Consider the following 13,704-nt stretch of genomic DNA (forward strand, 5'->3'; position numbering starts at 1 on the left):
TCTCCTTATGCCATGTTTCCTGAGAACATTCCTCGAATCACTGCTTTGATTACATTTTCTCTACATGATTCATACTTTTTTCCTGAAAGTATAAGTCCCTCTACCTTAATGTTCTTTATATCCTTCTTGTCAACTGAATACAAATCATCTGAAAGAACCACCATATCGGCAATCTTTCCTGCCTCAAGGCTTCCTCTTTCTTTCTCGTCAAATGTTACATAATATCCATTATACGTACACATCCTTAGTGCTTCCTGAACCGATACTGCCTGAGACTGATTCATATTATTAACAGCTTTGTCAATCCATACGATAGGATCCGGTGATGTACATGGAGCATCAGAACCGCACGAAACAACTATTCCATTCTCATTAAATGTTCTGAGCGGATTAAGTCTTTCTGCTCTTTCTTTACCCATAATACTTTTAAGATACTCATCAGGTTCCTGTTTCCAGTTAATGAAAGCACTCTGTACAGGCATCTGTATATTATAGTCCCTGCATATCTTAATTCCCTCTTCAGTTGGAAGACAGTCATGTATAATTCCATGTCTGTGATCTTTTCTTGGATAATCGTCAAGTGCCGCCTTAAGTGCCCTGCATGCCTGGTCAAATGCTTTATCCCCAATCGCATGCATCTCTATCTGCAGTCCGGCTCTGTTAGCCTTCTTGCAGAAATCAATAACCTTTTCATCATCATAATAAAGTACTCCGTCACCGCCTAAAGAATCAATATATGGTTCATTCATAGCTGCATCGTGTGAACCGAAGCATCCGTCAAGCGCACATTCAAAACACCCGCCTATTCTTGGCAGTTTTCTCTTTAATGCGACATCAACATTCATTGACTGTGGGAATACCCTTACCTGAAATCCATTAGTTAAGGATTTTGCAAATATTTTTTCAAATGTAATATCAAGATTGCCTGTAAAACCCACACCACTTACAGTATGAATACAGCCAATTCCATGAGACGCCTGAAAATCAATGGCACTCTGCATATTCTTAAACAGTTCAATAATAGAAAGTGAATTGGTAATGTAATTAGAACATTCAAAGAATGCCTCCTGATTCATCTCACCTGTATCTTCGTGATAACCTCTCAACTCACTTACTTTCCCCTTCAGCTTATCAAGAAGCTTGCTGTTAATTATGCACGCATGTCCATCATATTTGACAACCATGATTTCCTTATCAGGACATACCTTATCTAATTCTTCCCTGCTTATAAGTCTTCCTTCTTTAACTGAATATGGTGACGCACCAAATGCTATAAGTGTTTTTTTATTACCGCTTGACTGCACGAATTCTTTAACCATCTGTGCAATCTCTTCATTGGACTCTGCATCCATAACATTAAGTCCTGCGTGAAATGTAGAAAATGATGCCATATGCTGATGTGTATCTACGAATGCCGGAACCAGCACCTTCTTTCCAAGTTCAACTGTCTGCACATTCTTATACTGTTCTGGCAGTTCATTACCAACATACACAATTCTTCCTTTATCCTCAACGAGATAACCGGCTACTGTATCATTACTGTCAACTGTAAGAACCTTTCCCTTATAACATATCATAGACATTCACCTTCCCTTTATATCTGCATTTACTGTTCCTGTCCCGGATAATCCTTATAAGAAGAATCTAACTGTACCAGCTCATAAAAATTATCTATCTCCATAATATCTGATTTCTCACAAGGTCTTACCTCTACCGCATATCTTTCCTTGCGAAGCACAAGTGGAATAAACTCCCAGAAATAATCATTGCCCTCCGGCTCTTCATTATATACCTGTGCAAAGTCTTCTCTTAATCTTGCACTGTCTTCCTTTGTCCAGTAAGATATTCCATAATAATTAAAGCAATATGTATTACCCTTCTGATAATCTGTTATATGTCCATTATCAAGCTTAAAACTCCAGTCATCAGTCTCCAACGAATAAGAGCCAAGGATATTGCTGCAGTACTGATACTTTGTGATAATAGCCGGATTAGATATATACAGGTCCGCTTCACATAAATAGCACTGGTCAATATGTTCTAATGCTGCCATTGCTGATGATATATTATTGGTTTTATCATATATATCGTTATCAATAAGATTGATAAATGGATACTTCTCCAGAATCTCATCAAATTTTTCTTTCTTATAACCCCTTACAAGAGTTATATCCTTAATTCCTACAGAAACAAGTGCATCAAGTAATGTATCTATAATTCTTACTCCATTAACAGCAACCATTGGCTTTGGTCTGTCTAATGTAACAGGAACCATTCTTGAACCAAATCCTGCTGCCATAATAACCGCTCTCTTTACCCGGTAAGGCTCAAGTGCCTCCAGACCTCTTTCAGTAATCTCCATCTGATCTTCACATCTTTTAATAAGAGCTTCATTTTCTAACTCATCCAGAGCTTTAGATATAGCTGTTCCTGAAATCTTTAATGTATCTGAAAGAGTTCTCATCGGATACTCTTTCTTACCATTCTTTTCAATATATGTAAGTACTTCAAACTGATAACGATTCATATTTCCTCCTTACAGCACCATTGGAATTATGTAGATTCCAAGTGCAATGCATGTAACAATTATTGTGCACACCTTCCATATAGTGTACTGTCTGTCCATTCTGGCTTTAGTCTGCTCATCCGGCTCTTCTATAACACCAATCTCTTCCTCGATTGTCGGCATAACACATTCTTTTCTGTGAGAATATGCAAAATAAAATATTACACATAATACTGTTATGATTCCTGATGTAATAAGTGCTGCCTTATCCGCAAATATTAACATGAAGCAATACACAACAATTGTAAATATACATCCAACAACTCCAAGAGGAGCCTTATAAGGTCTCTTCATATCAGGATATTTCTTCTTAAGCCCCATATATGAAAGACAGCCTATCATATAACATATAGCAAGTGATATAAGCGATACCGATGCTATGTAATTAATTGAACCTGTTGCAATAAGTATAAAATTGATAACACCAACCACAATTACAGCAACATATGGTGTCTTGAACTTCGGATGAATCTTTCCAAGAAATTTTGGTAATGCGCCATCTTCTGCCATTGTATAAATGTATCTTGCAGGTGCAGCAATTCCCGGATTAATAGTAGATAAATCTCCACCAAATGCAATACCGATACATAAAAGTATAATAGGAAATCCAACAAGTCCGACTGCCTTAAGTCCTTCTGCATATGGAGCATCTGCCGCTGCAAGAATTCCATAAAACTCCTTAGGTACAAGACCTACAAGAAACCACTGGAATAATGCGTTAAGTGCAAATACCATAAATACCGAAATCTTTAATGCTCTTGGAAGTGTATACTGTGGATACTTAGTCTCAGCTCCCATAGATACACATGTCTCAAATCCTGTATAGCACCACCATACAAGACCAAATATATACATCATCTCATTAAATGGAGGCAATGAGTTCATTGCTATTCCACCAAAATATTCAACATGAACCTTAGGTATCATATAAAGGAACCAGCACACTGAACAGCCCCAGAAGAAAAACATAAATGCTGTCTGTGCCTTACCTGACTGCTCAATACCTCTGAAATTAAGAATAAGGAAAACTGCAACAAGGATAATAGCTATAATTCTTGAATCAAGCTTAACGATGCTTATTCCAAGCTGTTCCATAAGAATCTTAAAATAATTGGCAAATGCAAGCGTCTCACCTGCACCAATAGCTACAACAGATACTATATAATGCCATCCTGCCATATTAGCCCATACTCTGTTAAGTCCTCTCTTGGCATAATTATATGTTCCACCCGCACAAGGAAGTGCTGCAGACATCTCTCCATATATAAGACATGGCCATATAGATATAAGAAGTGCAACAAATGTAAACCCTATTATCCATGAGCCTACACTTCCTATCTGTGCTGAACCACAGGTAAAAAGTCCTACACCTACAACGGTTCCAATTGTCATACTAATTGATTCTTTAAGCCCTAAAGCACGAACCAGCTGATTATTTTCATTCATAAATATCCCCTCTCACAGTTTATTCGTTCGGTCATATTTTTGTCCATCTGCGTGAACAGAATGGATTATAGCAGATAATAAACTAAATTACCAGTATAAAAGTAAGCAGCTATAAACCTTCCATGGCTATAGCTGCTGCTGCATCATTAATTATTAATATTCTTCATCTGCTGCTCATCTTTAATTACAGATATCTGTGGATTTACAGCGTCCCCTTCTATTCTGAACACCGAATAATCTCTGTTTTTAAGATATTCATCTGCCGGGTACATACCTTTTGACACATCCCATGGTGCTACATGATATCTTGACTGAGAAACACCAGCCATATCAAAAAGCGTATTTCCATAATTACTCTTCTGTCCAAGTGCTGCCTCGCCATAAGTAGCATACAGATTCTTAAATGTTACAGAATCTGAATTAACCTGCATTACATCATTATGAGTATCAGCCATTTTCACAAATACAGCAGGACGTTCATACAATCTATATCCGCCGTGGTCGGCTGTAATTATAACTGTGCTGTTATCATACACACCTTTATCCTTCATCTGCTGCATATATTCATTAATATATCTGAACACACCCTGTATCTGCTTATCAAGAGAAGTCTCTGTTTCTCCCACATCTACACACTGTTCATTCATCTCATAAGGTGCATGTGCCCCTACCATATGATACAGTGTAAATGTTTTATTTCCAGCATCAACTGTTATACCGCCATTATTATTAAAATCAGCATACAACTGTGAATCATCCAGTTCATATTGAATAATATTGTTATTCTCTGGAGCCTGACATGCTGCAAAATCATCACCATAAAACCAGAAATACTGTTTTATAATCTGTGGAAATGCATAAAATGCCGACATTTTATATATATTCTTAAAGAATTGAACTTTGTCTGATATTCTGTATTTCTGTCCACCTGCAGTATTGGCTACTGCCTCCTGATTAACTCCATTAAGATACTCACTTGAAGTATACAACTTAACATCATATCCGTTATCTGACATATCCTGAATAAGAGTACCTTCTTCATATGCTTTCTTTCTGTAATCAGCCAGAGAATGTGTTGTATCATACTGATAACCTGTAAGCATAAGTGGAACTCCTAGAGCTGTTGGTGCACCTCCGCCTATCATATTATCAAAATAAGTAAAATCCTTTAGCTCTTCACTGTATCTGTCAATAACATAATTCTGTGCATCATCATTATCAAGTGTATCAACAATGAATACCACCACATTGCCCTGCGAAGATAACGCAAACTCATCATTCTTTGTAACTACATATGAATAATCAACAGTTCTCTTAGAAGCCACTATAAGCACTACAAGTGTAACAATCTGTATACTTGAAAGAAACAGGCTGCCCCACTTCATTATCTTTGTCATTATATCTTTCTTAAAGCATACAACAACTGCAGGAACAACTATAAGTACTATCCATACAACTGTACTTATTATTGCATTTACCCTAAACTGGCTCCACTGAATCTGCCTTCCATTAAGGACACCAAAATCCGGATTAAGAAAATTCCCCTGCACATAAGCAGCTAATGCACCGCCAAATATGACCGCTGCGTATATGTTACATATCTTCTTTGGCACAATCAGACCTATCAGTATAACAACTGCTGCCGTAATTAACGATGCTGCTATAAGAAGCGGTATAAGTGCCGTGAAACCTACTGCAAATTCATCAAGATTACCAAGAAATAATGATGCCGGCATAAATATACAGAATGTTACAATAAGAAATATCAATTGAGGATAAATCGTTATTAATTTATCTTTTATCTTCTTCATAGTAATCTCCCTGTTAGTTAGCTGCCGCTTTCAATGAAATTTTTCTTACATTATTAAAAACATGTAGCCCACATATTATTCATAAAGAAGTATGACATTATACTCACTGCTGCTACTGCCATAGCATTTTTATTAATTTTTGTTGTCACACCATCGACACCTATAAAATATGCCATTGGGAATAACAACGGAAGCAGATAGCGTGGCTGGCATCCCGCAATATAGTCTGCACCAACTGCTGTGAATGATATATATAATGCTGTCGCTACCAGTACTACACATACGGCCGCACTAAAGAAATATGAAGCTCTTACATATGGCATTCTTACTTTCTCTTCACCTCTGTCTATGTACATTAACGCTGCAATAAGCATTAATGTAATTGCAGTACCAATTCCATATCCCATATATGCCATAGAACTAATAAATTCTGAAGCATAATCAAGGTTAAGATAATCTTTCAGAAAATTTAATAATGTACCTGAATACTCTATAGGATTTGAAAGTATATACTTTATCTGTTCAGTTGAATTAACATCTGATCCACCTCTTGAGTCTCCTGTTCCTGGAGAATTAATTAACATCGGCAGAAGGAATGTCATCATAAGGAATATTGCCACACCTACAATAATAGAATAATATATCCTTCTTTGCTTTTTATCCTTAAATTTATCAACAGGCATAAATAAAAGAACAAACATTATAACAAAATATATTGCTTTGGGAGCTATTCCAAGTAAAAAGCATATATTCATCATTATAATATTTCTATATTCTAATTTTTTATCTCTATTCTGAAGTTCCGAAATAAAGAATGAATATCCTAATGTTGTAAATCCAATAACCCAAAAGTCATATGACATTGAAGATGCCATAAACATTGTTGTTGTGGATAATCCAATAACAGCCAAAAGTACTTTACCATTTTTTAGTTTTTTTATTGCGAAATACATTAATAAAACATATGTACAAAGTATCACCATTTTGGATAGCAAAAATGTATGGAAGAACGATAATCTGAGCGCTTTTCCCATAATTATTCCAATTGCAGCAGGGGTATAAGCAACAAACTCCTTTCCCACTTCACTTCCAAATCTGTTATCTGTACGTTTCTGTTCATACTGATATTCAACATTATCAAGAATTGCCTTAAACTCTTCCTGTGTTAAATCTCCTTGTGTATACATATATGCAGCGGGCTGAGAATCATAGAATAAACCTTCCGCATTAAACTTAGTATTATCAAAAACATCCGCGAGAGAAACACTTCTTAAATAATGTGTCTCATCATCCCATGTCACAAGTAAATGTCTTGGTGAAACCATTATATATGTGAGTCCCATTATTAATGCTGCTGCTGCAAATAATACTTCTACACGTTTATATGCTATCTTGCCACATAATACAATTGCAAAAATAAGTATTCCCGTTCCAACGAAAAAATACATCCTCAAGTTAGAATATCCATCATAAATTCTACTGAAGATAATTTTCTCCAATAAAACGGCGGCTGCTATTATAATAGCGAATATGCAAGTAAATAAAAGTGTCTTCTTCCAATGAGCAGCAAGATACTTTATCTGATTTATCTTATTAGCTATGAAAGTATCTATATAATCAGATGCAGCTTTTATATAAGTCAGCAATAATGGTATACATATAACACCAAATATGCTTATTACACCAACAAACAATTTATTTTTCCATGTACTGAATTCTGACCAGTACATAGCTCTGTTAAATAAAAATACCAGTATCAGCATTATTATAAAAGTTACTATAAGTTTTTTTCTTTTGTTAATCATTTTAACTTCTGACATTATATCCTCCAAATAATACCATTAAACTTCCTTTGTTATTTCACCCGATTCCTTCTTATCATTAGCATAACTATTCAATGCAATCTCCTGTACCATCTTTCTTACTCTTTCCGAGTTTCTTGAAAGCGACATTGTAAGCGAGAATATAACAAGTATAATAAAGACAAACCCTAAAAAGAACAACATATTAATCTCATTATATATTCCCAGTGCCTTTGATATAACATTAAGAAGATTAGGTATTAATGTAATTATTAATATTCCAACCTCCAGAAAAAGCCATGAAAGTGCATATTTTAATTCCAGTTTGTTCTTCTTGATAAGACCTAATATCTTTAACAGTCCTAATATAAGAACAACAATTATAACGCATTTAATTCTTATACTCATCTATGCTTATCTCCTCTGAAATTCTCAAACAATATTGCCAGTGTAACCTTAACCATATAATATACTGATTTCTTAAGTGTTATTGATGAGCTTCCGCCCTGTCTTTCTCTCATGACAACTGGAATCTCAGCCACCTTGAAACCTTTCTTTAATATTGCCACAACTGTTTCCGGCTCTGGATAATCCTTAGGATACTTCTTGGCAAACTGTACTATTGTACGTCTTCCTATAAGTCTTAATCCTGATGTAGGGTCTGTTATCTTCTGACCTGTACATAACTTTATCAAGCCAGTGAAATAGTTAATTCCAATTCGTCTTGCCTTAGATGACTGGAATCCCTGTTTTTCTATGAATCTTGAACCTATAACCATATCAAGGTCATTCTTTTCAAGATAATCAGCCATCTCTCCAAGGAATTTCGCATCATGCTGTCCATCACCATCTACCTGTACAGCAATATCATATCCATATCTTTCTGCATACAGATATCCTGTCTGAACAGCTCCGCCTATTCCCAGATTAACTGGCAGATTAACAATATTAAATCCATTATCTTCACATATCTGTCGTGTATTATCAGTTGAGCAGTCGTTGATAACTACATAATCAAATGATGGTGCATTCTCTATAATATCTCTGACTGTCTTCTCTATACTTTCGCTCTCGTTATATGCTGGAATTATTATAAGTTTTTTCATATTTTCTCCATAATTGTCCATGCTTTAAATATCAATATCTTTCAGTTCCTCATCAAATGGTCCGAACTCCAGAACCTCAGGTACATGATTCTTTCTGCTCTCTACTGGTGGCATCTTCATATAATCGCCAAACATTCTCTTAAGAAATACATCATTATTCTTAGGGACTTTAACCATTATATCTTCAAATGGCTTTTCAACCAATGGGAACAGGTCATCTAACTTTATAGCCTGCTTTAAAGGATCCATCTCACCAAAGAAACATGCAACCCATCTTGTCTTCTCATTGTTATACTTAAGTGCGCTCTTCATATAACGTCTGTTGATGAATTTTCTTGAGAAATGTGTCCATGTAAGTAATCTGTTCATTACTATACACATTGCACTTACAACTTTTCTCTTCCATCCATGCATGAAAAGCACAGGTTTCTTGAATTCTCTTAATATTCTTAACTTGCTCCAGAAGAATACTGATGATCTCTGTCTTCTTCTCTTCTTGGCATCATCAGGAACATTATCATAAGGATAAAGCGCAATATCAATTCCCATAGGAACATTAGCATCCTTGAATACATATGGTATATTCTTAGTTCCAATTCTTGCTATCTCTGCATTATAGAAAGGAAATGTTTCCTGTGAATCTATATCAAGAACTACATACTTATCTGTATATTTCTCTCTATATATCTTCAGAACCTTCTCATAATCATCTCTGAGCATTCCGATATCTATATCATCATCCCATGGAATAAATCCTTTATGTCTCTCAACTCCGATTGCACATCCTGCAAACAGGAAATATGAAAGTCCGTTCTCATCACATATTTTAATAAAATCTTTAAACACCTCTAATTCTGCAAGCTGTAACTTTCTCAAAACCTTTGGATCATACTGTTCATTCTGGCTCATTGTCTTTTTCTATCCTTTCTAATCTGGTATAAGATATATCCCATCAATAATACGCCTAATAACACAACAAGTATCAGATAGCCGAGTGCAGCTCCGTTAAGACCAAGTCTGCCTGTAATCGGATCCATAATAATCAGCGCAACTCCGCATACAATAAGATACAGAATAGTCATGTATTTCTGCTTACGCATTATGGCAAGTACATAATAGAATATTATATTGACCGCATTAACGCCTCCACATAACAGAAGCAGAAGCAGTGTCATCTTGTAATCCTTAAGATTAACACCATAAAGCCATGACAGAACCGGTATTCCCAGTATATATGCCCCGACCTCACATATAAGTGTAAATCCTGCTATTATAGCAAACATCCTGAATATTATGTGCCAGAAATTCTTATACTTCTTCTCATAATAATTAACAGCCATTGATGTCTGCATCGGCTTAAATATTATACCACTAAACAGATTAATTACCATATTAGGCATGAATACCGCCGTATAATACAGCTGTGCTGCATCACCTAACATTCTGTCAACAGATAATTTCGATGAATTGATAATATAGTTACTTAAAAATGTGCTTATAGCAAGAGGCAGACACACTTTAAAAAGTACGAAAACTCTTCTGTAATCCCTGACAATACATATCTTAACCCTGCCTGCTGCAACAGATGCATCAAGACACAGAATTATAAGCAATGCAACTACATTCATACATATCAGAGAGAATATCAGATTTCTTGTTATAATTACTGTTACAACAAGAACCAGTATACTGAAGAATATCCTGTAAAACTCTGATTTACCGGACATATCTATTCTTTCCTCTTTCTGGAATTCACCTTCAAATGTATCAGCTACCGAATCAAGTATCTTATAGATACATACAAGCAATATAACAGTAACTTTCTCCGGACTGTAGCCGTTAAATACAACGTATACTATGCTTGCCAGAAATGTTATAAGACACATCATAAGTCTTAAAGTGAAATAATATCCAAAAGGATACTCATTCTTAACATCAGTAACCTGATATGTTCTTATTTCGAAATAGGCTATTGTAACAAGCCACTGTGCAATTGAAAGACCAATCGAGAACATTCCCGCTTTAGCCTCACCTAAGAAACGGCTTATAACAATTGTCATAACAAGCGTGGCAAGTGCGAAACATGCTGTTCCCATTGTAAACCAGATATATTTGTACTTATCTTCTGGTGTCTTATCCACACCCATTATTCTTGAAATAATATTCATATATACCTCTTAGTCTTTAAATTCCAATTTATATGGGTAATGATTCTTTCTCTTTTCAACTGGAGGAAGCTGCATATAATCTCCATACATATTTCTTAACTTCTCATCTTCGTTGGCTGGAAGAGGCATCTTAATATCTTCAAAATCATACATCTGTAATGGATATATCTCATCCTTTAACATTATATGATAATATGGATCTGTATCAAATAAGAATGCCATTCTCTTAGTATCCACATCATTATATCTTGATGCAATCTTTAAGCATTTGCCAGCAATCCAGTTATGTGAAATTCTGAACACAACAAGTCCGGCATGAATAATTGCTGTTGCAATATGTGTTATCTTAGCCTTAACTCCCTTATAAGGAAGTACCGGGAACGCAACATGTCTGAGAATAAGAAGCTTGCTCCAGAACCAGGCAGCTTTAGCCTGCTTTTTAAGTTCTTCCTCATCATCTGATATATTATCAAGCGGATACACATCAAGGAATATTCCAAGATCACATTTGATATTCTTAAGAGGTTCCTCTATAAATGTTGTTCCTTTCATCATAATTCTTGTTGTCATCAATGGATAATTCTTCATTGTTTCAACATTGGCAATTGAATACTTATCGCTGTAATCTCTTTTAATAACTTCCATCATCTTGTCGAAATCTTTTCTAGGAAGCATTACATCAATATCATCATCCCATGGAATGAATCCCTTATGTCTTATTGCCCCGATTCCTGATCCGGCATCACCAAACCATGTAAGATTATTCTCGTCACACACTTTGATGAAATCTCTAAGAATTTCCATCTCTGTCTGCTGTACCTTTTTAAGGGTTGCCTCATCGTATTCTTTCATCGTTAACTCCTATCCCTGCTTCATATTATTAGATTCTTCACTCTTGCTGTATGCCTTAGTAAGCATTTTAGCAATACATTTGGGCCAGAACTTCTGATACATAATGTAATCTTCTTCAGATCTCTTATTATCATTAAGAATCTTAGTTGTCTCTGAGTCCTCATGTATTCTGTGATATGTGAGTATCTTATTACAGAATATAAAGTCTCCCTTAAGCTTTGATAATCTCTCCCATGCTTCCCAGTCTTCATCAGCTCTGAATCCATTAAGGAATACCTGCTTCATAAGATTAGGTCTGTAATATGTTGCTGATGGACAACATATTGGTGAGCCAAGCGATAACACTCTTCTTCTTATAAATCTGCTTCCCCACATTGCCTTTGGACGCATTATGAAAAGCATTATTCTCTTTACTTTAAGAATCTTATTGGTTGTTACAATCTCGCCATTTCTTATCTCTGCATAATCGGTAAAGAAAAGCAGCGGCTTTTTAGCTTTAGCTGTATACGCTAACAGATTCTCTACATATTCAGGCGCATATTTATCATCCTGATGAGCTATAGTGACATAATCTGTCTGTACTTTAGAATAAGCAAAATTCCAATCCTGTGTAATTCCGCTTTCTCCCTCATTGACATACACCTTTAAATTATATTTTGCTGCTATGTCGTCAATATACTTATTAGGTGTAGATGTAGCAATAAATATCTCTGACTTTACAGTCTGTTCCATAAGTGATGTAATACACTCTTCAAGATATGGACTCTCCTTATAAGCGCATATCGCAAATGTATGATTAGTATTGACATGTTCCTTTGTCATTATAGTTCCTCCAAACGCCTTGTTTTAAGCATATGTATTTTCATACTATCTTCTACAGATACTCATTCTTTCCTTCTTCACGAAGCTTTGCAAGCACCTGCTTGATTTCGCCTGCATTCTCTTTAGTTGTAATAAGAGTTGCATCTTTAGTATCAACAACTACGATATCTCTTAAACCAACTGTGGCAATAAGTTTTTCGCCACCTTCTATTACACAGCCCCTAGTATTAACTGCAACTACATTGCCGTTAATTACATTGCTGTTATCATCATTCTTCTTGATTCTTCCTACTGCAAGCCATGAACCTACATCATCCCAACCGAAGTTGCCTGGAAGTGTGTAGATAGAATCTGCCTTCTCCATAATACCGTAGTCAACTGACTGTGACTCAAGATTAGGGAATTCTGCCTCAAGCACTGCATTTTCATCTGCTGTTCCAACTGCTGCCTTAATCTTTAATAAGCCTTCATATGTATCCGGCATGAACTTCTTAAAGCAGTCTAATATTGTAGATACCTTCCATACGAACATTCCACTGTTCCACAGATATGTTCCGTCAGCAAGGTATGATTTAGCTGTCTCAAGGTCTGGCTTCTCAACGAACTTTTCAACTGAATAAGCATTATTCTTCTTGTCATCCTGATTATACTTAATATAACCATAGCCTGTCTCTGGATAATTCGGAGTAATACCTACCGTTACAAGGTTAGCCCCCTCTTCTGCAATCTGAACAGCTTCTTTAAATGTATCTGCAAACACCTCATTATTCTTAATAAGGTGGTCTGATGGAAGTACAATCATAACTGCATCATCATATTTGCTTGCAACATGAACTGCTCCAAGACCTACACATGGTGCTGTATTTCTTCCAACAGGCTCACATAAGATATTCTCCTCTGGAATACCTGGAAGCTGCTGCTTTACAAGTTCTCTGTAGTTCTTGTTAGTAGCAACATAAACATCCTTAATATCAACCAATGGGCTGATTCGCTCTACCGTGAGCTGTATCATAGTCTTTCCGTCATCTGTAAGAGAAAGGAACTGTTTTGGCATATTAACACGGCTCTTTGGCCAGAATCGCTCTCCCTTACCACCTGCCATAATAAGTGCTGTAGTCTTCATAAATTCCT

General features: G+C 35.8%; 12 protein-coding genes. All 12 read right to left on the minus strand.

Annotated features, from left to right (window positions below; all coding sequences use genetic code 11):
* Positions 1–5: 5 nt before the first annotated feature.
* On the minus strand, positions 6–1,577 hold the full coding sequence (locus GKE48_RS01465; protein WP_022098260.1) for an amidohydrolase: 1,572 nt from the start codon (positions 1,575–1,577) through the stop codon (positions 6–8).
* A 29-nt stretch (positions 1,578–1,606) separates the two neighbouring features.
* Entirely contained in the window at positions 1,607–2,527 is a 921-nt protein-coding gene (locus GKE48_RS01470) for a sugar phosphate nucleotidyltransferase (protein ID WP_055286983.1), read from the minus strand.
* Between the two features lie 9 nt (positions 2,528–2,536).
* Positions 2,537–4,012 carry an APC family permease gene (locus tag GKE48_RS01475; RefSeq protein ID WP_022098258.1) on the minus strand — a complete coding sequence of 492 codons (1,476 nt, stop codon included), beginning with the start codon at positions 4,010–4,012 and terminating at the stop codon, positions 2,537–2,539.
* Positions 4,013–4,158: 146 nt separating this feature from the next.
* Positions 4,159–5,823 carry a sulfatase-like hydrolase/transferase gene (locus GKE48_RS01480; protein ID WP_022098257.1) on the minus strand — a complete coding sequence of 555 codons (1,665 nt, stop codon included), beginning with the start codon at positions 5,821–5,823 and terminating at the stop codon, positions 4,159–4,161.
* A 53-nt stretch (positions 5,824–5,876) separates the two neighbouring features.
* The gene (locus GKE48_RS01485) at positions 5,877–7,643 is read right to left on the minus strand and encodes a DUF2142 domain-containing protein (RefSeq protein ID WP_012738379.1); all 1,767 of its coding nucleotides are present in this window, start codon (positions 7,641–7,643) and stop codon (positions 5,877–5,879) included.
* A 21-nt stretch (positions 7,644–7,664) separates the two neighbouring features.
* Positions 7,665–8,033, minus strand: a complete 369-nt coding sequence (locus tag GKE48_RS01490; protein WP_012738378.1) for a DUF2304 domain-containing protein — start codon at positions 8,031–8,033, stop codon at positions 7,665–7,667.
* Entirely contained in the window at positions 8,030–8,731 is a 702-nt protein-coding gene (locus GKE48_RS01495; protein WP_022099228.1) for a glycosyltransferase family 2 protein, read from the minus strand. Before GKE48_RS01495 ends, GKE48_RS01490 begins: the two co-directional genes overlap by 4 nt.
* 24 nt (positions 8,732–8,755) lie before the next feature.
* Positions 8,756–9,640 (minus strand): LicD family protein, encoded by an 885-nt coding sequence (locus GKE48_RS01500; protein ID WP_012738376.1) that lies wholly within the window; start codon positions 9,638–9,640, stop codon positions 8,756–8,758.
* Positions 9,637–10,899 carry a lipopolysaccharide biosynthesis protein gene (locus GKE48_RS01505; RefSeq protein WP_012738375.1) on the minus strand — a complete coding sequence of 421 codons (1,263 nt, stop codon included), beginning with the start codon at positions 10,897–10,899 and terminating at the stop codon, positions 9,637–9,639. Before GKE48_RS01505 ends, GKE48_RS01500 begins: the two co-directional genes overlap by 4 nt.
* 9 nt (positions 10,900–10,908) lie before the next feature.
* Positions 10,909–11,751 carry a LicD family protein gene (locus GKE48_RS01510; protein ID WP_012738374.1) on the minus strand — a complete coding sequence of 281 codons (843 nt, stop codon included), beginning with the start codon at positions 11,749–11,751 and terminating at the stop codon, positions 10,909–10,911.
* Positions 11,752–11,760: 9 nt separating this feature from the next.
* Positions 11,761–12,573 (minus strand): glycosyltransferase family 2 protein, encoded by an 813-nt coding sequence (locus GKE48_RS01515; RefSeq protein ID WP_012738373.1) that lies wholly within the window; start codon positions 12,571–12,573, stop codon positions 11,761–11,763.
* Between the two features lie 52 nt (positions 12,574–12,625).
* Positions 12,626–13,696: a mannose-1-phosphate guanylyltransferase gene (locus tag GKE48_RS01520; protein WP_022099227.1), complete on the minus strand. Its 1,071-nt coding sequence runs from the start codon at positions 13,694–13,696 to the stop codon at positions 12,626–12,628.
* Positions 13,697–13,704: the final 8 nt, after the last annotated feature.

The organism is Lachnospira eligens (assembly GCF_009680455.1).
Lineage (GTDB): Bacteria > Bacillota > Clostridia > Lachnospirales > Lachnospiraceae > Lachnospira > Lachnospira eligens_A.

Bases quoted from the DNA above. Each gene is read 5' to 3' on its own strand.
- GKE48_RS01475 (WP_022098258.1), bottom strand. From the start codon at position 4,012: ATGAATGAAAATAATCAGCTGGTTCGTGCTTTAGGGCTTAAAGAATCA.
- GKE48_RS01495 (WP_022099228.1), bottom strand. From the start codon at position 8,731: ATGAAAAAACTTATAATAATTCCAGCATATAACGAGAGCGAAAGTATA.
- GKE48_RS01505 (WP_012738375.1), bottom strand. From the start codon at position 10,899: ATGAATATTATTTCAAGAATAATGGGTGTGGATAAGACACCAGAAGAT.
- GKE48_RS01490 (WP_012738378.1), bottom strand. From the start codon at position 8,033: ATGAGTATAAGAATTAAATGCGTTATAATTGTTGTTCTTATATTAGGA.
- GKE48_RS01470 (WP_055286983.1), bottom strand. From the start codon at position 2,527: ATGAATCGTTATCAGTTTGAAGTACTTACATATATTGAAAAGAATGGT.
- GKE48_RS01465 (WP_022098260.1), bottom strand. From the start codon at position 1,577: ATGATATGTTATAAGGGAAAGGTTCTTACAGTTGACAGTAATGATACA.
- GKE48_RS01510 (WP_012738374.1), bottom strand. From the start codon at position 11,751: ATGAAAGAATACGATGAGGCAACCCTTAAAAAGGTACAGCAGACAGAG.
- GKE48_RS01515 (WP_012738373.1), bottom strand. From the start codon at position 12,573: ATGACAAAGGAACATGTCAATACTAATCATACATTTGCGATATGCGCT.
- GKE48_RS01520 (WP_022099227.1), bottom strand. From the start codon at position 13,696: ATGAAGACTACAGCACTTATTATGGCAGGTGGTAAGGGAGAGCGATTC.
- GKE48_RS01480 (WP_022098257.1), bottom strand. From the start codon at position 5,823: ATGAAGAAGATAAAAGATAAATTAATAACGATTTATCCTCAATTGATA.
- GKE48_RS01485 (WP_012738379.1), bottom strand. From the start codon at position 7,643: ATGTCAGAAGTTAAAATGATTAACAAAAGAAAAAAACTTATAGTAACT.
- GKE48_RS01500 (WP_012738376.1), bottom strand. From the start codon at position 9,640: ATGAGCCAGAATGAACAGTATGATCCAAAGGTTTTGAGAAAGTTACAG.